The 23807-nt window shown below is 73.7% G+C and carries 23 protein-coding genes; 13 read left to right on the forward strand and 10 right to left on the reverse strand.

The window, feature by feature from the left end:
* Window positions 1-9 precede the first annotated feature (9 nt).
* Both QUV83_RS04300 and QUV83_RS04305 read left to right on the forward strand, forming a co-directional pair.
* Entirely contained in the window at window positions 10-1278 is a 1269-nt protein-coding gene (locus QUV83_RS04300) for a sensor histidine kinase (protein ID WP_289562938.1), read from the forward strand.
* Window positions 1278-1958 (forward strand): response regulator, encoded by a 681-nt coding sequence (locus QUV83_RS04305; protein ID WP_289562939.1) that lies wholly within the window; start codon window positions 1278-1280, stop codon window positions 1956-1958. The genes QUV83_RS04300 and QUV83_RS04305 overlap by 1 nt, the downstream gene beginning before the upstream one ends.
* A 47-nt stretch (window positions 1959-2005) precedes the next feature.
* Here QUV83_RS04305 and QUV83_RS04310 read toward each other — a convergent pair whose 3' ends face one another.
* The 5 genes from QUV83_RS04310 to QUV83_RS04330 form a co-directional block, all read right to left on the reverse strand.
* On the reverse strand, window positions 2006-2764 hold the full coding sequence (locus tag QUV83_RS04310; RefSeq protein WP_289562940.1) for a YqjF family protein: 759 nt from the start codon (window positions 2762-2764) through the stop codon (window positions 2006-2008).
* Window positions 2765-2825: 61 nt separating this feature from the next.
* Window positions 2826-3413 (reverse strand): DoxX family protein, encoded by a 588-nt coding sequence (locus tag QUV83_RS04315; protein ID WP_289562941.1) that lies wholly within the window; start codon window positions 3411-3413, stop codon window positions 2826-2828.
* A gap of 200 nt (window positions 3414-3613) precedes the next feature.
* Window positions 3614-4081: an NUDIX domain-containing protein gene (locus QUV83_RS04320; protein ID WP_289562942.1), complete on the reverse strand. Its 468-nt coding sequence runs from the start codon at window positions 4079-4081 to the stop codon at window positions 3614-3616.
* Between the two features lie 51 nt (window positions 4082-4132).
* Window positions 4133-4759: a uridine kinase gene (locus QUV83_RS04325; RefSeq protein WP_289562943.1), complete on the reverse strand. Its 627-nt coding sequence runs from the start codon at window positions 4757-4759 to the stop codon at window positions 4133-4135.
* A gap of 34 nt (window positions 4760-4793) precedes the next feature.
* Window positions 4794-5177, reverse strand: a complete 384-nt coding sequence (locus QUV83_RS04330; RefSeq protein ID WP_289562944.1) for a VOC family protein — start codon at window positions 5175-5177, stop codon at window positions 4794-4796.
* Between the two features lie 169 nt (window positions 5178-5346).
* On the opposite strand from QUV83_RS04330, the gene QUV83_RS04335 reads away from it, so the two are divergent.
* From QUV83_RS04335 to QUV83_RS04350, 4 genes are all read left to right on the forward strand, one after another.
* The gene (locus tag QUV83_RS04335) at window positions 5347-6831 is read left to right on the forward strand and encodes an SDR family oxidoreductase (RefSeq protein ID WP_289562945.1); all 1485 of its coding nucleotides are present in this window, start codon (window positions 5347-5349) and stop codon (window positions 6829-6831) included.
* Window positions 6832-6957: 126 nt separating this feature from the next.
* Window positions 6958-8964 carry an ATP-binding protein gene (locus QUV83_RS04340; RefSeq protein WP_289562946.1) on the forward strand — a complete coding sequence of 669 codons (2007 nt, stop codon included), beginning with the start codon at window positions 6958-6960 and terminating at the stop codon, window positions 8962-8964.
* A 122-nt stretch (window positions 8965-9086) separates the two neighbouring features.
* The gene (locus QUV83_RS04345; RefSeq protein WP_289562947.1) at window positions 9087-11429 is read left to right on the forward strand and encodes an eCIS core domain-containing protein; all 2343 of its coding nucleotides are present in this window, start codon (window positions 9087-9089) and stop codon (window positions 11427-11429) included.
* Between the two features lie 2 nt (window positions 11430-11431).
* Window positions 11432-11905, forward strand: a complete 474-nt coding sequence (locus tag QUV83_RS04350) for a YbjN domain-containing protein (protein WP_289562948.1) — start codon at window positions 11432-11434, stop codon at window positions 11903-11905.
* Window positions 11906-11909: 4 nt separating this feature from the next.
* Here the strand turns inward: QUV83_RS04350 and QUV83_RS04355 are convergent, their stop codons facing one another.
* Window positions 11910-12422, reverse strand: coding sequence for a mycothiol transferase (locus QUV83_RS04355; protein ID WP_289562949.1), 513 nt, complete (start codon window positions 12420-12422; stop codon window positions 11910-11912).
* A gap of 142 nt (window positions 12423-12564) precedes the next feature.
* Between QUV83_RS04355 and QUV83_RS04360 the strand changes: the two genes are divergently transcribed.
* From QUV83_RS04360 to QUV83_RS04370, 3 genes are all read left to right on the forward strand, one after another.
* Complete coding sequence (locus QUV83_RS04360; protein WP_289562950.1) at window positions 12565-13581, forward strand: magnesium and cobalt transport protein CorA; 1017 nt, start codon at window positions 12565-12567, stop codon at window positions 13579-13581.
* Window positions 13582-13890: 309 nt separating this feature from the next.
* Entirely contained in the window at window positions 13891-15279 is a 1389-nt protein-coding gene (locus QUV83_RS04365; protein ID WP_289562951.1) for a glutamate decarboxylase, read from the forward strand.
* 51 nt (window positions 15280-15330) lie between these two features.
* Window positions 15331-16821 (forward strand): amino acid permease, encoded by a 1491-nt coding sequence (locus tag QUV83_RS04370; protein WP_289562952.1) that lies wholly within the window; start codon window positions 15331-15333, stop codon window positions 16819-16821.
* Window positions 16822-16848: 27 nt separating this feature from the next.
* On the opposite strand, the gene QUV83_RS04375 is transcribed toward QUV83_RS04370, so the two are convergent.
* Together QUV83_RS04375 and QUV83_RS04380 are read right to left on the reverse strand one after the other, a co-directional pair.
* Entirely contained in the window at window positions 16849-17730 is an 882-nt protein-coding gene (locus tag QUV83_RS04375) for a DUF72 domain-containing protein (protein ID WP_289562953.1), read from the reverse strand.
* Window positions 17730-18086 (reverse strand): DUF1622 domain-containing protein, encoded by a 357-nt coding sequence (locus QUV83_RS04380; protein ID WP_289562954.1) that lies wholly within the window; start codon window positions 18084-18086, stop codon window positions 17730-17732. The genes QUV83_RS04375 and QUV83_RS04380 overlap by 1 nt, the downstream gene beginning before the upstream one ends.
* Window positions 18087-18305: 219 nt before the next feature.
* Between QUV83_RS04380 and QUV83_RS04385 the strand changes: the two genes are divergently transcribed.
* Entirely contained in the window at window positions 18306-19646 is a 1341-nt protein-coding gene (locus tag QUV83_RS04385; protein WP_354003922.1) for an NAD(P)/FAD-dependent oxidoreductase, read from the forward strand.
* A 12-nt stretch (window positions 19647-19658) separates the two neighbouring features.
* Here the strand turns inward: QUV83_RS04385 and QUV83_RS04390 are convergent, their stop codons facing one another.
* Window positions 19659-20573, reverse strand: coding sequence for a DNA-3-methyladenine glycosylase family protein (locus tag QUV83_RS04390; protein WP_289562955.1), 915 nt, complete (start codon window positions 20571-20573; stop codon window positions 19659-19661).
* Window positions 20574-20648: 75 nt separating this feature from the next.
* Window positions 20649-21560 carry a hypothetical protein gene (locus tag QUV83_RS04395; RefSeq protein ID WP_289562956.1) on the reverse strand — a complete coding sequence of 304 codons (912 nt, stop codon included), beginning with the start codon at window positions 21558-21560 and terminating at the stop codon, window positions 20649-20651.
* 175 nt (window positions 21561-21735) lie between these two features.
* On the opposite strand from QUV83_RS04395, the gene QUV83_RS04400 reads away from it, so the two are divergent.
* The 3 genes from QUV83_RS04400 (at window position 21736) to QUV83_RS04410 (ending at window position 23778) form a co-directional block, all read left to right on the forward strand.
* Window positions 21736-21951, forward strand: a complete 216-nt coding sequence (locus QUV83_RS04400) for a hypothetical protein (RefSeq protein ID WP_289562957.1) — start codon at window positions 21736-21738, stop codon at window positions 21949-21951.
* Window positions 21952-22055: 104 nt separating this feature from the next.
* Window positions 22056-23189 (forward strand): GGDEF domain-containing protein, encoded by a 1134-nt coding sequence (locus QUV83_RS04405; protein ID WP_289562958.1) that lies wholly within the window; start codon window positions 22056-22058, stop codon window positions 23187-23189.
* The gene (locus QUV83_RS04410; RefSeq protein WP_289562959.1) at window positions 23176-23778 is read left to right on the forward strand and encodes a class I SAM-dependent methyltransferase; all 603 of its coding nucleotides are present in this window, start codon (window positions 23176-23178) and stop codon (window positions 23776-23778) included. The genes QUV83_RS04405 and QUV83_RS04410 overlap by 14 nt, the downstream gene beginning before the upstream one ends.
* Window positions 23779-23807: the final 29 nt, after the last annotated feature.

A 23807-nucleotide genomic window follows, 5' to 3' on the forward strand; every position in this document is an offset into this window, starting at 1 on the left:
CCTGAGCGCATGCCCGTGACCGCTCCCCGACCGCTCCGCCGCTGGTCGCGGATCTGGCGGTACCTCGTCGCCGCGGGCGTGGCGCTCGTCCTCTGGTTCGCTGTGGCTTTCGATCTGCTGCCCCGCGACGACGTCGTGATGCCCGACGAGGCCGTGGGGGCACTCGGCGCCGCGATGCTGCTCGACCTGCTCTTCGGCGTCGTCAGCCTGGCCCTGCTGCCCTTGCGCCGCCGCTTCCCGACGGCGATCGCGGCGGTCACCGGGGCGCTGTCGGCGCTGTCCGGGGCGGCCGTTGGCGCAGCGATCCTCGCGGCGGTGTCGATGGGCACCCGCCGACGCTGGGGCGGGGCCGTGGGAGTGGGCGCTGTCTGGCTCGCGGCTGGGGCCGTCTACGAGGGGGTCTACCGTCCGGCGCTCCCCGGGGGCGAGGCGTCCACGGCCTACGCGCTCGCGGCAAGTGCCGTCGCCTTGGCCGTCTATGCGGCATGCGTGGCCACCGGGTTCTACATCGGGGCGCGTCGGGAACTCCTCGCCACCCTCCAGGAGCGCGCCGAGACGGCTGAGCGCGAGCAGGCGCTCAGGGCCGAGGCGGCACGGGACGCAGAACGCACCCGCATCGCCCGGGAGATGCACGACGTGCTCGCCCACCGGATCTCCCTGGTCGCGATGCACGCCGGCGCCCTGACCTACCGCACAGACCTCACCCCGGCCGAGACGGCGGGGACCGCCGCGATCATCGAGGAGAACGCCCACAGCGCGTTGATCGAATTGCGCCAGGTGCTCGGGGTGCTGCGCGCCGGGGCCCCAGACCTCGTGGACGACGCCGAGGCGGAGCCGCCCCAGCCGAGTTTGCGCGAGCTCCGGGCGCTGCTCGCGGAGACGGTGGAGGCGGGCACCCCGGTGCACCTGGACATCGCCAGCCTTCCCGGCCCGCCGGGCGGGGCCCCCACTGACGCGGGCTCGGACGCCGGCGCGCTCGCGCTGCTGCCTGTGACGCTGTCCCGCACAGCCTTCCGGATCGTGCAGGAGGCCCTGACCAATGCGCGCAAGCACGCGCCTGGCGCCGCGGTGGCGCTCCGGCTGGCACGTGAGGGCACGCGCCTCACGGTCGAGGTCCGCAACGCGACGACGGGCCAGGCGCCGCGCGGCGTCCCCGGCGCCGGCCTGGGGCTCACCGGGTTGGAGGAGCGGGCGTCACTGGCCGGCGGGGTGCTGACGCACGGGGTCGACGATGCCGGGGCGTTCCTCGTGACAGCCTCTCTTCCGTGGGAGCACTGATGAGCGAGCGGACGATGCCCGACCAGCCGACGGTGCGCACGGCGATCGTGGACGACGACCCCCTGGTGCGGACCGGGCTCAGGATGATCTTGGGCGGCGACCCACTGATCGAGGTCGTCGGGGAAGCGGCGGACGGCGACGCGGCCCTCACCCTCGTGGCCAGCACGTCGCCCCACGTCGTCCTCATGGACATCCGGATGCCGCGGACCGACGGCCTGACCGCCACGCGCCGGCTCGTCGAGCAGGGCTCGCGGGCACGGATCATCGTGCTGACCACCTTCGACACCGACGAGATGGTGCTCACCGCGCTGCGCCACGGCGCCGCAGGGTTCTTGCTCAAGGACACCCCTGCGGCCCAGCTGGTCCATGCGGTGCGGCGCGTCGCCGCTGGGGAGCCCATCCTCTCGCCGACCGTGACCGCCCAGGTCATCGCCGCGGCGACCCAGGGCGGGGTCGACGCGTCACGGCGCCGCGCCCAGGAGGGGCTCGCGCGGCTCACCCCACGAGAGCGGGAGATCGCGGTCGCGGTGGCCCAGGGCCTGACGAACGCCGAGATCGCGCGCGCGCACCATCTGGGCGTCGCGACGGTGAAGACGCACGTCGGGAGCCTTTTCAGCAAGCTCCACGCCACGAATCGGGTGCAGATCGCGCGGTGCGTGCACGAGGCAGGGCTGGGCTGACAGTCAGCGGACCGTCGGCGGCCGCCCCTCGTGATCGGGCACGTCGGTCAGCCGACCAGCGACGGCAGGCCAATGCGGCTCTCGACGCCGGAGGAGTAGTGGACCAGGGGTGCGCCGTCGGGTGCGGGGAGCCCCACCGCGGCGATCGGGCCGACCAGTTCGCCGGCGAGGGACGCCTCGTGCAGCGGCCACGGCTCGTGGCTGATGGGGATGCGCCACAGCCTCCCGGCGACGCGGCTGTACGCCGCCCACCGGGCCGTCAGGGAGTCCACCAGCGGCGTGCGCGCGCCCTCGCCGAGCGGCTCCCCCACGGTGGCCCGGGCGTCGAACCTCCACTCGGGACGCGATCCGGCCCCGCGCCCGTGGAAGCGGTACCGGGCCCCCGAACCGGTTCCCTGGCCCGCGTCGGCGATCTGCGCGCGGGCGAACTCGTAACGCAGTCCGACGCACCGCATGGCGGCGACGAACGCCCGGCGTGGGCAGGCGAGGGAGAAGAACCACACGCCCTCGCGGCCGTCCGGCCCGCGCACGTAGGTGCGGACGTTCAACTCGGGGAAGTCCGACCAGACGGGGATCGGCGGCAGCGGCGGCGTCCGCACCCCGCCCATCCGGAAGGGCACCAGGCCCACCCAAGCCGAGCCGTCCAGGACCTGCGCCTCGAGCCCGGCGGGCAGGAGCCGCTGGACGACGTCCGGGTCGTAGCGCCAGTGCGCGAACGTCAGCTCCGTCCACCGCTGGGCATTGACCGGCCACGCGATGTGTCGCTCGGGGTGGCGCCTGCTCACGGTGGGCGGAGGAAGGTCCATGCGAGCAGGGTGGCACGGACGGGCTCCCCCGCATGGGCGCCTGTCACGCGGGCGAGCGCGGTCACCGGAGCAGCGGGGCCCGCCGCACGAGTCGCAGCGCCGCCCAGCGCCGACCGAGCCCCCAGGTGTCGCCCGCCAGCAGCAGCGCGCACACGACCAGCACGAGCGTGTACACCAGGTGCTGGTCGACCACCGGGTTCATCGACCCGTCCTGCGGCGGCCACTGGGCGACCCACAACGTCATCATCAGCAGCGAGCCCGCGCAGGCGGCCAACCGCAGCCCGATGCCCAGCACCACGGCGGCGCCGACGCCCAGCATGCCCAGCATGAAGAGCCAGTCGGTGGCCGGGCTGGCCATCGCGGCGAAGATCTCCTTCGCCGGGCCCACGGCGCCGTTCTGCAGGTAGCCCTGGCTGGGCTCCCCGCCGTCGAGCCAGGAGGGCGCGACGGAGCCGTCCGGGCGGGGCGCCCCTGTGCTGTGCCGCAGGCCGAACGTCTTGTCGAGGAAGGCCCACAGGAACACGAACCCGGTGGCGATGCGCAGGACGGCGAGCGCACGGCGCCCCGCTGCGGTGGTGACGACCTCGTGCTGGGCGCGTTCGGTGCTTGGCGCCTCGGTGGACGGGTGGACGACTCGGGTGCTGGCCATGGTGGCTTCTCCGTGGTTGACGACGCGACGCTGCGTGGTGCCGGAACGCCGCCACGATGCCGGGCCGTTTCCCCGGGCCACAACCACGTCATGCCGGACGGACGTCCGTGCGCTGAGGTCCTGGAGGCCCGCGGTGCGCCCGTGCCGGCCTCGTCACGGGGCCCGCCGGTAGTCGGTCACGCGCTGGCCGACGGGCGGCGTCAGACGCCGTTGACGAGGGCGGCGCGGAGCCGCTCGAGCAGTTCGGCCTGGCCCGCCACGACCGCGAGCGCGGCCTCGTCGAGTGTGAGCCAGCGGGCGCGGTCGAGCTCGGGGAAGTGCTGGCGGCGTCCGGAGCGTGGAGGCCATTCGAGTTCGAAGGTGTTGCTGGTGATGGTGCTGACGTCCAGGTCAGCGCGCCGGGCCCAGGCGGTGACGGTTTTGCCGCCGCGTTGGCGCACCGTGCCGAGGTAGAGCTCGGGGCCGGGCGGGGGCGGGGTCCCGATCTCCTCGGTGAACTCACGGATGGCGGCGGCGTGCGGGTCTTCGTCGGGCGTGTGCTCGCCTTTGGGAATCGTCCAGGCCCGTGCGTCCTTGGCAGCCCAGTAGGGGCCGCCCATGTGCCCGAGGAGGACCTCGACGCCGGGCGGCGTTCCCCGGTAGAGGAGCAACGCGGCACTGGTCGTCATGTGTCCCACTCTCTGGACTGTCTCATCTGGTGGCCACCGCGGAAGGTGTCGTCAGCGTTCGACGACGAGCGCCGGGCGCCGCGGGTCGTCGACGCGCACGACGATGTCGGCGGTCTCCTCGGGCTGGGCCTCGGCGCTGTAGCGCTCGTAAGCGGGGAGCGTCCATGCCTCGTGGGGCGGCGTGCGGCGGGCCCGGGAGTCGGGCCGGAGCGCGAGGTGGACCGTGAGGTCGAAGTCGAGCCATCGGCCGAGCAGCAGCGCCCCGTCGAGGATGAGGACCGCGTTGTCGGGGGCGTGCTGGTAGGCGGCGCGGGTGGCGCGGTCACGCTCGGGGTCCCAGAGGGTGGGCAGGTACCGCCCGTCGCCGTCGGGGCCCAACGGGTCGAGGACCTCCCGGGCGAGGGCGCCGTGGTCGACCCACGTCTCGAAATAGGAGTCCGGGTCACCCCGGCCGTGTTGCAGGCGCACGGAGGCCGGGCGCAGGAAGTCGTGGGCGTGGACGCGCGCCACGGGCCGTCCTGCAGCCCGCAGCGGGTCCACGAGCGCGTCGGCGAGCGTGCCCGGCTCGGCGCCGGGGTGGCCGTCGACCGCGACGCGCAGCCGCCCGGCGGGGCGCGCGCCGATCTCCTGGACGAGGTGGTGGACCACCGCGTCGGGTGTCATCGGGCGTGCGCGCACCGGGCCATTCTGCGCGAGGGTGCTCAGCGTGGCCTCAGGCCGAGGACTCCACGTTGAGGATGTTGCCGTCCGGGTCGGAGAACCACACCGACCGGACGTCGCCCATCGTGCCGATCCCGTCGGACCAGACGATGCCCTCGGCCTCGAACGTCTCGAAGGCGATCCCGTGCTGGCGCAGGTTCGCGATCTCGTCGTCGAAGTCTGTGTCGTCGACCTCGAAGGACATCGCGGTCGACTGGTTGGTGCCGGCGAAGGCGGACGGGTAGACGAGGAAGCGCTCGCCGCCGGCGGTGTAGAACACCCCCTCGGGAACCTCGTCATCAGCGGCCACGAATCCGAGGGTCCCCTCGTAGAACGCGCGTGCCCGGTCCAGGTCCGCTACTGCCAAGGTGGGGCAGGGCGCGTAGTCGGAAAGCATGGCTCCTCCAGTGGCGGACCACGCGACCGTCGCACGGTCGGCCTCCTTCGAACGTAAGTCGGCCGTGAGGCGCGGTCAAGGATCGCCAGGCGCGGCCCGTACAGTAAGCGCGGCTCATCTCGGGGTGGCCGGTCGACCGGCCCCACAGAACGTAGGACGGCACAGCAACATGACGGCGACGGACTCCTCTGACGTGCGCGCGGCGGGGGCCGCCGAGGGCGTGGACCCCGCGGACCTCGAGGTGTTCTTGCGGGTGATCGACCAGATCGGCGACCTACCCTCGGACCACCCCCACCTGGCGGTGGCGCGGCGGGCCACCGCTGGCCTGTTCAAGGCGGCGAAGAAGCAGCGCCGCACCGAGAAGCGCGCGGCGATCAGCGAGGCGGACCGCGCGGTGGTGGCGGCGACGGCCACGGGCAGCCCGGGGCGCATCGATGACGAGACGCGCGGCCTGCCGATCACGTCGAACGCGCAGGGCGCGATCGCGGGGACGCTGCTGCGGCCGCGGCCGTGCTACATCTGCAAGGAGCCCTACACCACTGTCGACGCGTTCTACCACCAGCTCTGCCCGGAGTGCGCGCGGCTGAACCACGCGAAGCGCGACGCGCGCACCGACCTGACCGGGCGCCGGGCGCTGCTGACGGGCGGGCGCGCGAAGATCGGGATGTACATCGCGTTGCGCCTGCTGCGCGACGGGGCGCACCTGACCATCACGACCCGCTTCCCCCGCGACGCGGCGCGCCGGTTCGCGGCGATGGAGGACAGCGCCGAGTGGCTGCACCGGCTGTCGATCGTGGGCATCGACCTGCGGGACCCGGCGCAGGTCGTGGCGCTGGCGGACTCGGTGGCCGCGGCCGGGCCGCTGGACATCCTCATCAACAACGCCGCGCAGACCGTGCGCCGCTCCCCCGGCGCGTACTCGCCGCTGGCGGACGCCGAGCTGGAGCCGCTGCCCGCCGGGCCGATGCCGGAGATCCGCACGCTGGGCCACACCAGCGACGCGCACCCGCGCGCGCTGGCCGGCGCCGTCACCGAGCTCACCAGCCCCGTGTTCGAGCTGGCGAAGCGCCAGGACGTGGCGTCCATGGCGCTGACGGCCGAGGCGGCGTCGCTCGAGCGGCTCGTCGCCGGGACGTCCATTGACGCGGGCGGCCTGGTGCCGGACACCGGCGAGACGAACTCGTGGGTGGCGACGGTGGACCAGGTCGACGCGATGGAGCTGCTGGAAGTGCAGCTGTGCAACCAGACGGCGCCGTTCATCCTCATCAGCCGGCTGCGCCCGGCGATGAAGGCGTCCCCCGCGCGCCGCACCTACGTGGTGAACGTGTCCGCGATGGAGGGCGTGTTCTCGCGCGGGTACAAGGGGCCGGGGCACCCGCACACGAACATGTCCAAGGCGGCGCTGAACATGCTCACGCGCACCAGCGCGGAGGAGATGGCGCAGGACGGCATCCTCATGACAGCCGTCGACACCGGGTGGATCACTGACGAGCGGCCGCACCCGACGAAGGTGCGCCTCGCCGAGGAGGGCTTCCACGCGCCGCTGGACCTCGTGGACGGCGCCGCGCGCGTGTACGACCCGATCGTGCGGGGCGAGGCGGGCGAGGACCTGTACGGGTGCTTCTTGAAGGACTACGCGCGCTCCGCCTGGTGACCGGGTGACAGTGCGGGCTCGCCTACCCTGACGAGCGTGGCGGGCCCGGCGGCGGGCGCGGGCGCCAGTAACGTGCCCTCCTGCTGGGCGCCGGGCCCAGCCCGCCCCGCCACTGCCAGGAGTGCCATGCGCCGCCATCTCGCCCACGTCGTGACCCAGGTCGCGGGCGCCGTCGACCTCCGGGCGCGCGCGCCGCAGGCGCACGATGAGGCGCTGGACCGGCTGCGCGCGCTCGTCCCCGTCCTGCGTGCCGACCACCCCGAGGCCGATGCCGACGAGGACGCCGACACGGACCGGGTCGCCGCCCTGGCGGAGATCTTCGGCTTGGACGCCCTCGATGTGCGGCTGCTCATGGTGGCCGTCGCCCCCGACGTCGACGCGAACCTCGGCACGGCGCTCGACCTGCTCGGCGGGTCGGGCCCGACGGCCATGGGCGGCCACGTCGCCCTCGGCACGGCGCTGGAGCTGTGCGGGCTGGGCAGCGGATCCGCCGAGGCCCGCGCCCGGCTGCACCCCTCGGCCCCGCTGCGCCGGCACCGCCTGCTCCTGGTGCACGGCGACGGCCCGTGGCTGGGGCGCACCCTGCAGGCGCCGGACCGCGTGGTCGGCCACCTGGTGGGCGACGACACCCCCGACCCGCTCGTGGCGGCGATGACCGTGCCCGCCGGGGGCGTGGACCTGCCCGAGGCGCACAGCGTCGCGCGGGCCGTGGAGCTCGGCGTGCGGTTGGTGTACGTGCGCTCGCCGCTGGGCGCGCCCGGCGCCGCGGTGGCCGCTGGGGCGTTCGGCACGCTCGGCATCCGGCCGCTGGTCGTGGACCTGCGGCGGCGCCCGGCGGAGACGGGCGGAGCCTCGGCAGTCGCTGTGGCGGCACGCGAGGCGGGCATGGTCGGGGCCGGGCTCGTGGTGCTGGGCGTCGACGACGCGATCGTGGCGGCCCCCGACCAGCCCGCCGACCTCTCCGTGGTCGAGGCGCTGGGCGACGCGGCGGTGCCCGTCGTCGGCGTCGGGCATCGGGGGTGGGACCGGGGCTGGTCCCGCGACCTCCCGTTGTGCGTCGAGGCGACGAGGCTGCCGCCAGCGGTCCGCGGGCAGGTGTGGGACCGCGAGCTGCCGGGCGCCGACCTCGCCGCCGCCGAGTGGCGGGACGTGGTCGGGCTGCGCCTGGAGCCCGGCGACGTGGCCTCGACGGTCCGGTACGCGCGGATGCTCGGCGCGGTGCGCGACGAGCCGGTGGGCCCGGCGCTCGTCCGGGAGGCCGCACGGCGGCTGGGCGGGGGCGCGGGCGGCAGGCTGCCCGGGCGCACCAGCGCCACGCTGTCCGACCTGGTGCTCCCCGACACCGCCCGCCAGCAGGTCGCCCAGCTCATCAGCTGGGCCCAGCACCGCGACGCCGTGCTCGCGCAGGGCCCGGTGCACGGCCAGGGCGGCAAGGGCTCGGGCCTCGCGGCGCTGTTCAGCGGCGGCCCGGGCACCGGCAAGACGCTGGCCGCGCATGTCGTCAGCGACGCGCTCGGCCTGGACCTGTACCCGGTGGACCTGTCCAGCGTGGTGGACAAGTACGTCGGGGAGACCGAGAAGAACCTCGAGCGGGTGTTCCACGAGGCCGAGAGCCTCAACGTGGTCCTGTTCTTCGACGAGGCGGACTCGCTGTTCGGCAGCCGCTCCGAGGTGCGCGACTCGCGGGACCGGTACGCGAACCTCGAGGTGTCGTACCTGCTGCAGCGCATGGAGCAGTTCGACGGGATCGTGCTGCTGGCCACGAACCTGCGCGCCAACCTGGACGCGGCGTTCTCCCGGCGCCTGCACTTCGTCATCCACTTCCCCGACCCGGACGTGCCCACCCGCCGGAGCCTGTGGCGCCAGCACCTGACCCACCTGGAGCCACTGGACGCCTCCGACCCAGTGGACTTCGACCTGCTCGCGGAGGGCGTCGAGCTGGCAGGCGGCGACATCCGCAACATCGTCATGGCCGCGGCCTACGACGCGGCCGCCGCGGGCGGGCGGATCGGCATGCGGACCCTGGCGGCAGCGGCGCGGCGCGAGTACGCCAAGCTGGGCCGGCGGATGCCCCCGGGCGGGTTCGCCGACATCCCGCCGCCCGCGCCCGCCCTGCCCGGCGCGCGCGGCTGAGAGCCCGCGACACGGCTCCTGCCTGCGCAATCACTACGGAGATTCCCCGGGACCGCTCCCCCGCGCCCGCACCCCGCTCGTACTGTGGCGGGGACCATGCACCCCCGCCAGAGGAGCCTGCCGTGAGCGAGCGCACCCGTCCCGCCGCCCGAGCCGGACACCAGCGGAGCGAGGCCTCCGCGCCCGACGGCGCCGCGCCCAGCAACGCGCGGCGGCTTCCCGCCCCCGGCCTGGTCCACGCGGGCGACGAGCGCCTGCGCCGCGCGGGCGCGGGGGCCGACCTCCTCGGCGGCTCGGACGTGGACGCCGACGTGGTGGCCACGCTGCGCCGCCGCCGGGGCCAGGGCGCCCCGCTGCCCGCCGACGTCGCCCGGTCCATGGGCGAGCAGCTCCAGCGCGACATGTCGGACGTGCGCGTGCACGCGGACTCCGAGGCGGACACGCTCAGCCGGTCCGTGCAGGCGCGCGCGTTCACCCTGGGCTCCGACGTGTACTTCACGGCCGGCTCCTACAACCCGCGCAGCGCCGAGGGCCAGCACCTGCTCGCCCATGAGCTCACGCACGTCGTCCAGCAGTCGGCCCCGGGCGCCGGGGCCGTGCAGCGCTCCGCGATGACCGTGGGCCGCGCCGACGACCCCGCCGAGGCCGAGGCCGAGCGCAACGCCGCGCGCGTGGTGCAGGCGCTGCGCCGCTCCCCCGCCGCCACTGCCGCGCCCGTGGCCATCGAGCACCACCACGGGTCGGGCTGCGGCCACGACATGACGATCCGCCGCAACTTCCTCACCAATCTGTTCAGCAGGACTCCCGCGGCGCCGCCCGCGCCGCCCGCCCCGACCCTGGGCGTCCGCGAGCGCGGCGTGCACGAGGCCGAGACGGACGACCCGTCGGCGCTCGACCAGCTCGCCGACATCGCCGACGCCATCCTCGCGATCAAGGACGCGACGGTGACGAAGGAGGAGAAGCACGTGCTCGGCGACATGGACGGCGGCGACGCGGCAGCCGGCCTCTACGGATCGGGCATGGGGCTGATCAAGCTGGGCATGGGCGCCAAGGACGTGTTCGGCGCCGCGAGCGACCTGCACGCCGCCCGCCAGCAAGGCGGGGACTCCCTGGCGCGCAACGACAAGGGGGTGGAGCTCGAGGGCGGCCTGTGGGACTTCCTCGGCGACGCCACCGGCACGATGGACTCCATGGCCGGGGCGGCCAAGGGCTTCGGCGGCCAGGACATCCCCGTCTTCGGGGACATCGCCAACATCTACACCGGCATCGCCAAGGGCAAGCAGGCCCTGGAGGACGGCGCGACCGCCGGACGGCTGCACAACCAGAAGATCAGGGTCAAGCGCGAGCAGGACCACCACCTGCCCGACCCGCATCGGCTGGCCAGGTTCCGCGAGTTCGCCACCGCCTACCGGTCCTACACCTCTGAGACAGCCGCCGCGGCCGCCGTCGTCGGCGAGACCGCCGAGAAGAAGGCCGAGCGCAAGCTGCGCCAGAAGGCCGCGTCCACCGCGAAGAAGACCACCAAGGCCGAGGACATCACCCGCTTCGGGACCGTGCTGGCCGGGTACACGGGATCGGACCCTTCCGTCGCAGGCGCCGACGACGCGACAGTCCTGGCCTTCCTCAACCACTGCCGCGACCAGGACCACAAGGAGTTCGGCTACGGCACCGAGCACCGCAAGCGGGCCGAGGCGGAGTACGCCACCGCCCAGACAGGCTTCAGCGCCGACTACACCGACACGCGGAGCCTGGGCAAGCTCGCCTCCTTCGGCACCCGGCGCAAGGCCGAGACGGCGGCCGTGAACGCCGTCGAGGCCGCGGGCAACGTGATGGACGCCGCCGGGACGGTGTCCGCCGCCGGGGACTTCGGCGCCACGAAGATCACCGGCAAGGCGCTCAAGGCCGCGGCCGCCGGCTACTCCACCCTCAAGTCGGGCGTCAAGCGGGCCAAGCGGATCCACCACCTGCGCACCGTGAAGAACGAGATCGGCTACGGGGGCACGACCGACCGCGGCGCCTGGTGGGGGGCCAAGCAGTTCTTCGGCGGGAAGGTCGACGCGTCGCAGGCCAACGTGCGCGCCGCCATCGCGGACCCCACCCAGGACATCGCCCAAGGGCGCAAGGGCGCCACGCTGCTGTCGACCGCCACCGCCGAGCAGAAGGCCGCGCTGGCCAAGCGGGTCACCCGGCAGGTCTTCCGGCGCATCGACGACCTGGTGCGCTGCCTCGGCAGCACGAATCCGCAGGTCTTCGCGCGTGCCTCCAAGATCCTGCACATCATCGCCGAGACGAACCTGGCCGGCTTCTTCGCCACGATCGACGCGAGCGACCTGGCGGAGTTCCGTAGGGTGTCCCAAGCCGTCGCCGGCGGATCCGCGTCGGCGGACGACACGGCGCTCTACCAGAAGCACCGGCAGAGCATTCACAACATCGTGGAGCGACAGCTCCACGGGATCGGCGGTTGAGCATGTCCACGACTGATCTGCGGGCCCGGGTCGCCTCCTTCTTCGAGGCACGGGAGTGGGTCGTCGAGGCGGCCGAGGACCCCAGCCTGATGCTGCTGCACACAACCGACGACGAGGCCCAGCCGTGGCCGGTGCTCGTGCACGTCAACGACGAGCCCGCGGGCGTGCGCATCTTCTCCGTGCTGCCCGACGACGTGCCCGCCGAGCACCGCGCCGCCGTCGTCGAGCTGCTCGCCCTGATCAACTACGGCCTGCTGTCCGGCGCCGTGGAGATCGACCTCGAGGACGGCGAGGTGCGGGCGCGCACCGGCATCGAGATCGGCGAGGCGGAGCTCGACGACGCGGCCTTCGACGCGCTGCTCGAGGCGGCTCTCATCACCAACCTCGCCCTCATGGACACGGCCTGGGACGCGCTGCACGACGTCGCGGCCGGCCGCAGCGACGCGGCGTCCGCTGCGGCCCAGATCGACTTCTGACCGCCTACCCGCGAGCGCGGGCCAGGCCGTGCACGTAGGCGGCCTGGCCGGCGTGCTGCAGGTCGTCGGCGAGCACGCTGACCAGCCGGACTCCGAGCGTCACGGGCGGGTCCCAGGACGTGTCGACGACCCGGTCGAGCTCGGCGGCGTCGACCCCGGCCAGCAGCTCCACAGTCCTCGCGTGCACGGCGTCGTGGTAGCCCGCGAGCGCGTCGGCCTCGGCCCGCACCTCGCCCACCTGCTGGGCGGAGTCCCCGTACCCGGTGTCGCCGAGGGGACGGCCGAGGCCCAGGCGCTGCGCCCAGCCGTGCTCGGCCCACACCTGCGGCAGGTCGAACGCGTCGGCGACGTGGTCGTCCTGCACCCGGGTCAGGTGCCACACGAGCCAGCCGATGGTGTTGGCCCCAGGGCCGGGGCGCCATGCCAGGTCGTCGGGCGTCATCCCGCGCAGCACGGCGTGGACCACCTCCCGCACCCGCCCGAACCCGTCCACCAGCACGTCGTGCGCCTCAGCCATGGGGTGCACGCTGCCACTGCCCGGCAGGCCCGGCAACACACCGTGGGGCGCCGGTGCGGGGCCCGGGGCCGCGGGCGCGGGACATGATGGTCTGGCCCACGGGCGGCAAGTGCCCTGGGGCGAGCATCTGGAGGTAGCGCCCATGACAGTGATCGACAACGCCATCTACGTGGACGGCCGGCGCCGGGCCGAGCCCGAGTCCCTCGACGTGACGTATGAGCTGCTCGCCAGCGAGGGCGGCATGGCGTGGATCGGTCTATACCGGCCGGACGACGCGGAGATCCACTCGATTGCCGACGAGTTCGACATCCACCCGTTGGCGGTCGACGACGCGATCAGCGCCCACCAGCGCCCCAAGCTGGAGCGGTACGGGGACGTCCTGTTCACGGTGCTGCGGCCGGCGCGGTACGTCGACGAGGACGAGCGGGTGGAGTTCGGGGAGGTGCACGTCTTCACGGGCACGGACTTCGTCGTCACGGTGCGCCATGCGGAGTCGCCGGACCTGGCGAAGGTGCGCCGCCGCATGGAGGACACCCCGGAGTTGCTGCGCCTGGGCCCGGAGGCGGTGCTGTACGCGATCCTCGACCAGGTCGTCGACGAGTACGCCCCGGTGGTCGACGGGCTGCGCAACGACATCGACGAGATCGAGGACGACGTGTTCGCCGGCAAGCCGGACGTGTCCCGGCGCATCTACCAGCTCTACCGCGAGGTGATGCTGTTCCAGCGGGCCACGCATCCGCTGCTGCGAATGCTCGCGGCATTGCGCGGCGGCTTCGACAAGTACGGCGTCGACGCCGATCTGCGCCGCCACCTGCGCGACGTCGAGGACCACGTGGAGCGCATCGTCGAGAAGGTGGACTACTACCGGGCGCTGCTGGAGAACGCGCTGACCCTCAACGCGACGGTGGTGACGGAGCGGCAGAACGAGGAGATGCGGGCGATGACCAGCGCGAGCCTGGTCCAGAACGAGGAGGTCAAGAAGATCTCCGCGTGGGCCGCGATCCTGTTCGCCCCCAGCCTCGTCGGCGGGGTCTACGGCATGAACTTCGAGAACATGCCCGAGCTCGACTGGCCGTTCGGGTACCCCATGGCGCTGGCCCTCATGGCGACGTGCTCGGTGGTCTTGTTCGGCGTCTTCCGCAGCCGCAAGTGGCTGTGAGCGGGCGCCGCGGGCTGGGCGCGCCGCCCGCCGTGGTCGGACGTAGCCTGATCTGACGCAGGGTGGGAGTAAGGGGGCAGATATGACACCACCCACGACAACCCCTCGGACGCCCCCGCCCTGACGCGCGCACGCGTCGCCTGATGGCGCCACCCCTCCGCTTCCTGGGCGCCTTCGACCAGCCGGGCACAGGCCTGGCCGGTCGCGTCCGCGACCCTGCGCTCACCCCCCTCAGATCACCGGCCGCGGCGGCGACGCCACGGGCGACCGTTCGAACGAGGCCCGGGCCAGGGGCCACTGGAGGATGAGATGTCGACCAACGAGAGCCTGAACGAGAGCTTGAACGCCGCGGACCCGATCTTCGCCCGCCGAGGCGAGGGCACCGTCTCCTCCCGCACGTCCATCGACGAGGAGTCGATGCTGCCCGCCACCGCGTACCAGATCGTCCACGACGAGACGATGCTCGACGGCAACGCGCGGCTCAACCTGGCGACGTTCGTGGGCACCTGGATGGACGAGCACGCGATCAAGCTCTACAACGACTCGTTCCAGAAGAACATGATCGACAAGGACGAGTACCCGCAGACTGCCGCCATCGAGCAGACCTGCTGGAAGATGCTCGGCGACCTGTGGCACGCCCCCGACGCCTCGAAGACCATCGGGTGCTCGACGATCGGCTCCTCGGAGGCCTGCATGCTCGGCGGGCTGGCCCTGAAGCGGCGCTGGCAGGAGGCCCGCCGCAAGGACGGCAAGTCCACCGAGCACCCCAACCTGGTGATGAGCTCGGCCGTGCAGGTGTGCTGGGAGAAGTTCTGCAACTACTGGGACATCGAGCCGCGCCTGGTGCCGATCACCGAGGAGCACAAGACGCTCGACGGGCACGACCTGGACAAGTACGTCGACGAGAACACGATCGGCGTGGTGTCGATCCTGGGCGTCACCTACACGGGCATGTACGAGCCGGTGCAGCAGGTCGCCGAGGCGCTCGACCGCATCCAGGAGAAGACCGGCCTGGACATCGCGATCCACGTGGACGGCGCCTCGGGCGCGATGGTCGCCCCGTTCCTGCAGCCCGAGCTCGCATGGGACTTCAAGATCGACCGGGTGCACTCGATCTCCACGTCCGGCCACAAGTACGGCCTGGTGTACCCCGGGCTCGGCTGGGTGGTGTGGCGTGACAAGGAGTACCTGCCGGAGTCGCTCATCTTCTACGTGAGCTACCTGGGCGGGGACATGCCGACGTTCGCGCTGAACTTCTCCCGTCCGGGGGCACAGGTGCTGCTGCAGTACTACCTGTTCCTGCGGCTGGGCCGTAAGGGGTACTACGAGGTCCAGAAGGCCTCGCAGGACGTCGCGCTGTTCCTGTCCAAGGGGATCTCCGAGCTCGGGCCATTCGAGCTGTGGAACGACGGCAGCGACATCCCGGTGTTCGCGTGGCGGATCAAGGACGGGTACACGGACAAGTGGACCCTGTACAACCTGCAAGACCGGTTGCGCACCCGCGGCTGGCTGGTTCCGGCGTACCCGTTGCCGGACGACCTGTCGAACGTGACGGTGCAGCGCATCGTTGTGCGCAACGGCTTGAGCATGGACCTGGCCGCGCTGCTGCTCAACGACATCAAGACGCAGACGCAGTACCTGGACGGCCTGGAGGGCGCCGTCCCGCAGGAGGCCCCGCAGTCGGCGTTCCACCACTGAGCGTCAGCAGTGTCGAGCGGGTGGGCCGCGCCTGCGGGCGACGACGTGCCTGTGACCGAGTCGCAGCTGGTCCACCCGCTCCGGGCCCGGCCGCAGCGCCGGCGCCCGGGCCCGTGGGCGCGTGGCCGAGGGCTGCTGGGCACGTCGGAGCTGGCCCTGCTGGCGGTGGTCGGCGTCGTCTCGATGAGCACAGTGCCGGCGATGGCCGCCTACGGGCTGGGCGCCGTGCCGTTCCTGCTCGTCCCGGCGGCGCTGTTCCTGGCGCCGGTCGCCCTCGTGGTCGCCGAGCTCGGCAGCTCGTGGCACGGCGGCGTGGCGGTGTGGGTGCGCGAGGGCCTGGGGCCGCGGTGGGGGCTGGCCGCCGCGTGGCTCCAATGGGTCCAGGGCGTGGTCCGCATCCCCGTCCTCCTCGCGTTCGCGGCGGCATGCCTCGCCCTGGCCGCGAGGGGGCCTGACGCCGCCGCCTCGGGCCCGGGCGCGGCTGCGGTGATCCTCGTGCTCTTCTGGGGCTCCACCCTGCTGGTCGCCCGCGGCGGGACGCTCTTCGCCCGCGTGGGGGCCTGGGCCGGCGCGCTCGGCGTGCTGCTGCCCGCCGCGCTGCTCGTGTGCCTCGGGCTCGGGTGGGTCGCCACCGGCCAGCCGTCCGAGGTGAGCCTCGACGCCACCGAGCTCGTGCCGCCGTACTCAGGGGCGGCCTCCATCGTGCTGCTCGTGTCCGGGGTGCTCTCCTTCACCGGGCTGGAGGTCGGCGCCGCGCACGGCGACCAGGCGCGAGGGCCGGCGCGGAGCGTCCCGCGGGCGATGGCCGCCGCCGCTGCGCTGGTGGTCGGGGTCCTCGTGCTGCCCGCCCTCGCGATCTCCCTCGCCGTGCAGCGGGAGGACACGGGCCTGGCGGCCGTCCACCACGCCCTGAGCCGCTACCTGGGGCACTGGGGCGCGGGGTGGGCGCTCCCGGTGGTCTCCGTGCTCCTCGCGGTGGGGGCCGTCGGCTCGGCGATCGCCTGGACCGCCGGGCCCAGCCGCGGCCTGGCCCTGGCCGGCCGGTCCGGGCTGCTGCCGCCACTGCTGCAGGCCGAGGGGCCGGGCGGCGCCCCGCGCGGCGTCCTCCTCGCGCAAGGCGTGGTGGTCACGGCCTTCGCCGCGTTGTTCGCCCTCACCCCCGACGCGTCCGCGGTCCTCGTCATACTGCTGGCGATGGCGGCGGCGCTGTACCTGGTGATGTACATGATGATGTTCGCGGCCGCGGTGAGCCTGCGCCGCGTCCATCCCAGCGTCGTCCGCGGATTCCGGGTCCCCGCCCTCCCCGTGGTGGCAGTGATCGGGTTCCTCGCCTCGCTGGCCGGGTTCCTCGTGGCGTTCATCCCGCCCGCGGACGCGTTGGTCGGCGCCGAGTCCTACCCGTGGCTCATCGCCGCGCTGGTCGCGGCAGTGGGCGCACCGCCCTTCGTCCTCTACGCGCTGCGACGGCCCGGTTGGGACCGTCGCCCCACCGGTGAGCGGGCCACGGCGGCACACCGGGGACTCGTCAGCCCGACGGGCTGACCAGGGGGCTTCCCCACGGCGGGCGGCTCAGGCGGGGGCGCCGGAGTCGACGCGCGCGGCCAGCGCCATCGCGTCGTGGGGCGCGTGGGCCTTGGCGTCGTTGTCGAAATACACGAGCACGTCGCGGCCCTCGGGGCGCGGCGGCGGCGCGGGGGCGAGGAGAGGGGCGCCCACGTCGCCCTCCCCCGCGCGCCAGCCCCGGACGCGGCGCGCCCAGGTGTCGAGTGCGGCGTCGGTGTACCCGGAGGCGTACAGCTCGGTGTCGCCGTGCAGGCGCGCGTACACGAAGTCGGCGGTGACGTCGGCCAGGGACGGCCAGCGGCCCGGGCTGTCCGCGACCACCAGCGCCACCTGATAGCGGCGAAGCAGCTCGACGAAAGCCGGGGACGCGAACGAGGGGTGCCTCGCCTCGACGGCGTGCCGCACCGACCGGTCCTCATCCGTGGTCGTGAGCGCCCGGCCGTCCAGCCGCTCGTCGTGGCGGGCGGCCAGGGCCGCCGCCTGGGCGGTGGTGCGCGGCAAGAGCTCGAGGAACGCGGCCAGGCGATCCGGCTCGAAGGGCAGGCTCGGCGGGAGCTGCCACAGCACCGGCCCCAGGCGGGGGCCCAGCGCGAGCACGCCAGAGGCGAAGAAGTTCGCCAGCGGCGCCTCCACGTCCACAAGCCGCTTCATATGCGTGATGAAGCGCCCGCCCTTGACCGACAGGACGAAGCCGTCGGGGGTCGCCGCCGCCCACGACGCATAGCTGGCGGGTCGTTGCAGCGCGTAGAAGGACCCGTTGACCTCGATGGTCCCCAGCCGCTGCGCCGCGTAGGCGAGCTCGTCGCGCTGGCGCAGGCCAGGCGGGTAGAACGAGCCCCGCCACGGCGGGTAGTGCCAGCCGCTGACCCCGACCCGCGCCTGCGCCATCAGGAGCCGCGGACCACGTCGGGCGCCGGCTGCCACGGCCACCGCCCGGTGATCTCCAACTCCAGGGAGAAGCTGAGGAAGGTGCGGATGAGCACGATGCCCGCCAGCACGCCCACACTCTCGAAGGTGGGGCTCACGGCCACCGTGCGGATGATGTCCGCGGCCACCAGCAGCTCCAGGCCCAGCAGGATCGACCGGCCGAGCTGCTGGCGGAACGGCTGGTAGACGGGCCCCGACCGCGCCCCGGCCCGGCGCACCGCCTGGACGCCGGCCGCGACGGCGCCGACCACGATCGCCGCGACCCCGGCGGCGTCCACGCACTCGCCCACGATCTCGACGGCCTCCTGGAACTCCACGGCTGCCTCCTCGCCTCCGGCCTCGGGATGTGGCCGGTCCAGCGTCGCGCTCCCCCCGCGTCCCCGCACCCCGGAGTCCGAGGCGGGCGCGGGCGCCCCTGCTCGGCGCGCGGCGCCAGCGGCGCGGGCCTAGCGTCGATGACGAGCCGACCGGTGACGAGTGGGGGGACCATGCAGGCGAGCCAGGGCTCAGCGCGGGGGCCACGCCCTCATGTGCTGGTGATCGGATCAGGGTTCGGCGGCCTCTTCGCGACCAAGGCGCTCGCCCACGAGCAGGTGCTCGTCACCGTCCTGGCCAACACCGGCTACCACCTGTTCCAACCGCTGCTCTACCAGGTGGCCACGGGGGTGCTGTCCGTCGGCGAGGTGGCGCCGGCGACCCGCGAGGTGCTGCGGCGCCAGCGCAACGCGCGCGTGCTGCTGGGCACCGTCACCGAGATCGACCTGGCCGCCCGCTCAGTCGTCTCCGAGTCGCCCGCGGGGACGCTGCGCACGACCTACGACATGCTCATCGTCGCCGCGGGGTCGGGGCAGTCCTACTTCGGCCACGACGAGTTCGCCGAGTTCGCCCCGGGGATGAAGACCATCGACGACGCGCTGGAGCTGCGCGGGCGCATCTTCGGCGCGTTCGAGCACGCGGAGGTCCGCGCGCAAGACCCCGCGGCCACGGTGGAGGAGCTCCGCGCGCTGCTCACGTTCGTGGTGGTCGGCGCAGGGCCCACCGGGGTGGAGATGGCCGGGCAGATCGCCGAGCTCGCGCATCGGGCGCTGCGCGACAACTTCCGCAACATCAACCCCGCCCACGTGCGCATCGTCCTCGCCGACTTCGCGGAGGCGGTGCTCGGGCCCTTCGACCCACGACTGCGCGACCGGGCCGCCGACCATCTGGAGAGGATGGGCGTGGAGCTGCAGTTGGGCCGCCGCGTGGTGGGCGTCGACCAGGACGGGGTGAGCCTCGAGGGACCCGACGGGACGGTCACCCGCATCGACACCCAGACCAAGATCTGGGCGGCGGGCGTCCAAGCCTCGCCGCTGGGCGCGACGCTCGCCGAGCAGTCCGGCGCCCCGACTGACCGCGCCGGCCGGGTCCGCGTCGAGGCCGACTGCACGCTGCCCGGCCACCCCGAGGTCTTCGTCGTCGGCGACATGATGTCGCTCGACGGGGTCCCCGGGCTCGCGCAGGCCGCGATGCAGAGCGCGGAGCACGCGGCAGGCCAGATCGCGCGGCGGCTGCGCGGCGCCCCCACCGGGCAACCGTTCCAGTACCGCGACAAGGGCAGCATGGCGATCGTCTCCCGCTTCTACGCCGTCGCCGAGTTGGGCGACCGCAAGGTGTGGGGGCTGCCCGCGTGGGTGCTGTGGCTCGGGGTGCACCTCGTCTACCTGATCGGGTTCAAGAACCGCCTGACCACGCTCCTGCACTGGGCTGTGAGCTTCGTGGGCAGCGGGCGCTCGGAGCGCACCGCCACCCACCAGCAGGTGATCGCGCGCACGGTGATGCTCGAACGGCAGCAGGACGACCCGGGCGGCCCGGCCACGCGACCCCCGCCCACGCCCTGAGCCTCGGGCGGCTCAGTTCCGCCGGTGGTCCTGCACTGCCAGGCGCGGCCCCCTGCGGGGCGCCCGCATGGCGCCGGACAGGTGCAGGAGGCGCACCACGCGCTGCCGATGCGGCCGGTACGGCTCGAGCAGCTCGATCATCCGCTCGTCGTCGACCCGCTGCCCGGCCAGCGCCCAACCGACCTGCGCGGCCAGGTGGTAGTCGCCCACGGAGATCGCGTCCGGGTCGCCGAACGCCCGCTGCGCCGTCTCCGCGGCCGTCCACACGCCCACCCCCGGCACCAGGCGCAGCCTCGCGCGGGCGAGCGCGGGCGGCATCGTCGCCGCCTCCTCGAGCCGGGCGGCCACACTCGCGCACTCGCGCACCGTCCGGGCCCGCCGCGGATCGACTCCCGCGCGGTGGAAGTCCCACGACGGCACCGCGAGCCATCCCTGCGCGTCGGGCGGCACCCGCATGCCCACCGGCGCGGGGCCCGGCGCCGCCGTGCCGTGGCGCAGCAGCAGCCACCGCCATGCGTCGTGCGCGGTCCTCAAGATGACGCGCTGCTCGAGCACAGCGGGCACCAGCGCCTCCAGCACGCGCCCGGTGCGCAGCAGCCGCAGCCCCGGGAACCTGCGGTGCGCGTCCCGGACCAGGTTGTCCGCGGGGTCGAAGGCGCTCAGGTCGTCCTGCGCGCCCAGCAGCGCCGGCGCGGCCGCGAGCGCCTGCGCCGCCCCCGGCCCCCACGCGGTGACGCGCGCCTGCCAGGGAGTGGCCTGCACGATGCGGCAGGTGGCGGGGCCGTCCGGCATGCGGGTGGTGCGCCACAGCGCGCCGTCAGCGGTGCGCTGGAAGGCCGGGTCGAACCTGCCGCGTGCCAGCGGGGCCAGCGTCAGGCGCGCGTCCACCGGTCCGGGAAACTCGAGCGAGGTCTCGTGGCACTCCACCTGTCCATGCTCACACGCGCGGCTGGGGCCACCGCGCATGCGCGGCCTTCCTGTCACGTCGATGGCGAGCAGAGGTCAGGGGGTGCTGTGCGTGCTCGACTGCTCATGGGCGCGGGCGACGGCGTCCGCGAGCGCGAATGCGTGGCGCCAGTAGGCCTCGTCGGCCTTCTGGTTCGCGGGGTAGTAGGCGAAGAACCAGCCGTCCTTGGCCTCCGCGTGACACGGGTGGCCAGGGTCGGTCAGCAGCCCGGCGAGCTCCTCCGTGAGGAACGCGCGGGCGGCGGGCGTGGTGGCGGCGAGGCTCGTGAGCGTCCCCCGTCCGCCCCGGTCGCCCGTGAGAGTCGTCTCGGGGCCGGCGATGGCGGCGGGCCGCGCGGCGCCGCGCCGGCCGGCGGTGACGAACGTGAGCCGCGGGACGGCTCCCAGCTGGACCGCCAGATAGCGGGAGGTGAAGGAGCGGGCTTGGGGTCCGCCGCTCGCGCGGTGGTGGACCGCGGCCTGCACAGCGTGCCCGCCTGCCGTCCAGCTGACCTTCTCGCTGGTGGTGGCGTGCCTCTTGGTGATGAAGATGCTCCCCGGAAGGAGCTTGACCTTCGCCTCGGGCTCGACGTGGAGCCCGTTGGCCCGCGCGAAGCCGACCAGGCGCCAGATGGCGGCGAACCCGCGGCGCTCGCTGCGGTCGGCGAGCCATCCGAACACCAGGCCGATGGCCGCGACCCCGGCCGTGAACCACAGGCCGATCAGCGCGTCCTCCGTGTTGCCCTTGAAGAGCGCCACGAGGGCCATGATCCCGAAGATGAGCCCGAGGAAACCGCCGACCATCGCGGCCATGGCGATGCCCACGCGCGACTTCTTGGCGTAGCGGTCACGTGAGGGCCGCCCGAACTCCCCGGCGCCCAGGGCGGTCCGGAGCCGCGCGAGCTCCTCGGCGCTGGGATCGGCGAGCAGGGGTTGGTAGTCGATGTGTTGGGGCAGGGTCGTGGTCATGGCGGGGGCGTCGGTCCGTCCTCTAGGGGTGGCGCTCCCAGGACATATTCCCGGCACTCCACGGTTCAATGCTGACAGGTGGGGGCGGGCGCCGTGGGCGAACGCTCGCACCCGTTGGGGTGGCGCCGCATCCTGGGTGGGAGAGCGCGAGGCCGACCAGGTGAGGGAGCGCGACGTGACACCTTCCGATGACGACGACACTCCGCGCCCCGCGCCCCCGGAGGCCCGCCCGGCGTTGTTCGTGCTCTGCTTCCTGTTCCTGATGCTCGGGTTCTGGCTGTTCTCGCTCGGGTTCGCGCGCTCGAATGGCTGGGTGTTCGCCACCGGGATCCTGAGCTGCACCCTCGCGTTCTTCATCCCGATCAGGCTGGGCAGCCGCGAGGGGACCTGAGCGAGAGTCGCCGCCCGTGGTCGGCACACCCCCGACCGGGTGACGTGACCAACGTCTCGCCGCGAACCCCGCAGGCCCGTGCCCCGGACGCCGATCGGTGCGGTGTGCGCACGACACCGCCCGCCTCCCCCACCAGCGCCGCCACGACACTCGACTCGTCCCCGGTGCGCTGGCTCCTGCGCCACACTCCCGAGTGGTCTCGCTCCGGGGGCCAGGCGGCGGTCGTCGGCAGGATGATGCTGCTGTTCCAGGTCGTGGTCATCACGGTGACCGCGCCACTGCTCCAGGTCGACGCGCAGTCGCCCGGGGTGTGGGCGTCGACGGCCCTGGCCGCGCTGGCGCTCCTCGCCGCCAGCCTGTGGGCGCCGTGGCGGAGCCTGCCTGCTGTGTCCACTGTGGTGTTCCCGATCGCGAGCCTCGGCGCCCTGCTGGTCATCGCCCTGGGGACCGAGGGCCTCGCCCACGCGTACGTCGGGCTCATCCCGGTGTGCTTCGTCTACGTCGGGCTCTTCCACCACGCCTGGGTCGGCGTCGCGATCCTGCCCGTGGCGACGATCGCCTACATCGCCACCCTCTCGACCTTCAGCGTCTCGGCGTGGCTGCGTGTCGGCATCTACTGCGCGGCGTGGCTCGCGATCAGCCTCACGCTGGCGGCGAGCATGTCCCGGAATCGCACCGTCACCGAGCTGCTGCGGGCGGCGACCACGACGGACTCCCTCACCCTGCTCGGCAACCGCCGCGGCCTGGACGAGCGGCTCACCCGGCTCGCCCCCGGGGACTGCGTGGTGATCTGCGACCTCGACCACTTCAAGCGGGTGAACGACACGCTCGGCCACGCCGCGGGCGACGTGATCCTCGAGCGCTTCGGCCACACGCTGTCGGCGTTGACCCGCGGCAGGGACTACGCGGCCCGGTTCGGCGGCGAGGAGTTCGTGCTGGTGCTCACGCGGACCCGGCCCGGGCAGGCGCTGACGCTGCTGGGGACGCTGCGGGCGGAGTGGGCCGAGCTCTCGGACGTGACATTCTCGGCGGGGGTGGCCTCGCACCGGGGGGACAGGAGCGCCGCGGAGGTCCTGGCGGCGGCCGACGCGGCCATGTACCGGGCGAAGAACGAGGGCCGCGACTGCGTGCGGCTCTCGGAGTGGGACTGTGACGTTCCCCCGCTCGACGGGCGCCCGGGTGTCGCAGGTGGCCAGGGGCCCGACGTCGGCACAGACTACGGGGATGTCCACGTCTGACGGAGCCGGCTGGCCCGGCCTCACCAACCCTGAGCACTCCCACTGGTACATCGAGCGCTTCCGCGCGATGGCCGCCGCCGGCCAGGACCTCGCCGGCGAGGCGCGGCTGGTCGACGCGATGGTGGAGCGCGGCGCGCGCATCCTCGACGCGGGCTGCGGCCCCGGCCGGGTAGGCGCCGAGCTGCATGCGCGCGGGCACCGCGTGGTCGGCGTCGACGTGGACCCGATCCTCATCGAGGCCGCGGAGCACGACCACCCGGGGCCGCGCTGGCTGGTCTCGGACCTCGCCGCCCTCGACCTGGACGCGATGGGCGAGGGCGAGCCCTTCGACGCCGCCGTGCTGGCCGGCAATGTCATGCCCTTCCTCGTGCGGGGCACGGAGTCCGAGGCGCTGCGCCGGGTCGGCGCGGCGGTGGCCCCCGACGGCTTCGTGGTCGTCGGGTACCAGGTCGGCAGGCTGCCCCTGGAGCTGTTCGACGCGGCGGTGGCCGATGCGGGGCTGCGGGTCGAGCACCGCTTCGCGACCTGGCAGATCGGCGCGTGGCATGACGACGCGGACTTCGCGGTGAGCGTCCTGCGCCACGCCTGACCCGCGCAGGCGGGCGCCCGGCGGGCCCC

The sequence above is a fragment of the Cellulomonas cellasea genome (genome assembly GCF_030372105.1).
Taxonomy (GTDB): Bacteria; Actinomycetota; Actinomycetes; order Actinomycetales; family Cellulomonadaceae; genus Cellulomonas_A; species Cellulomonas_A cellasea_A.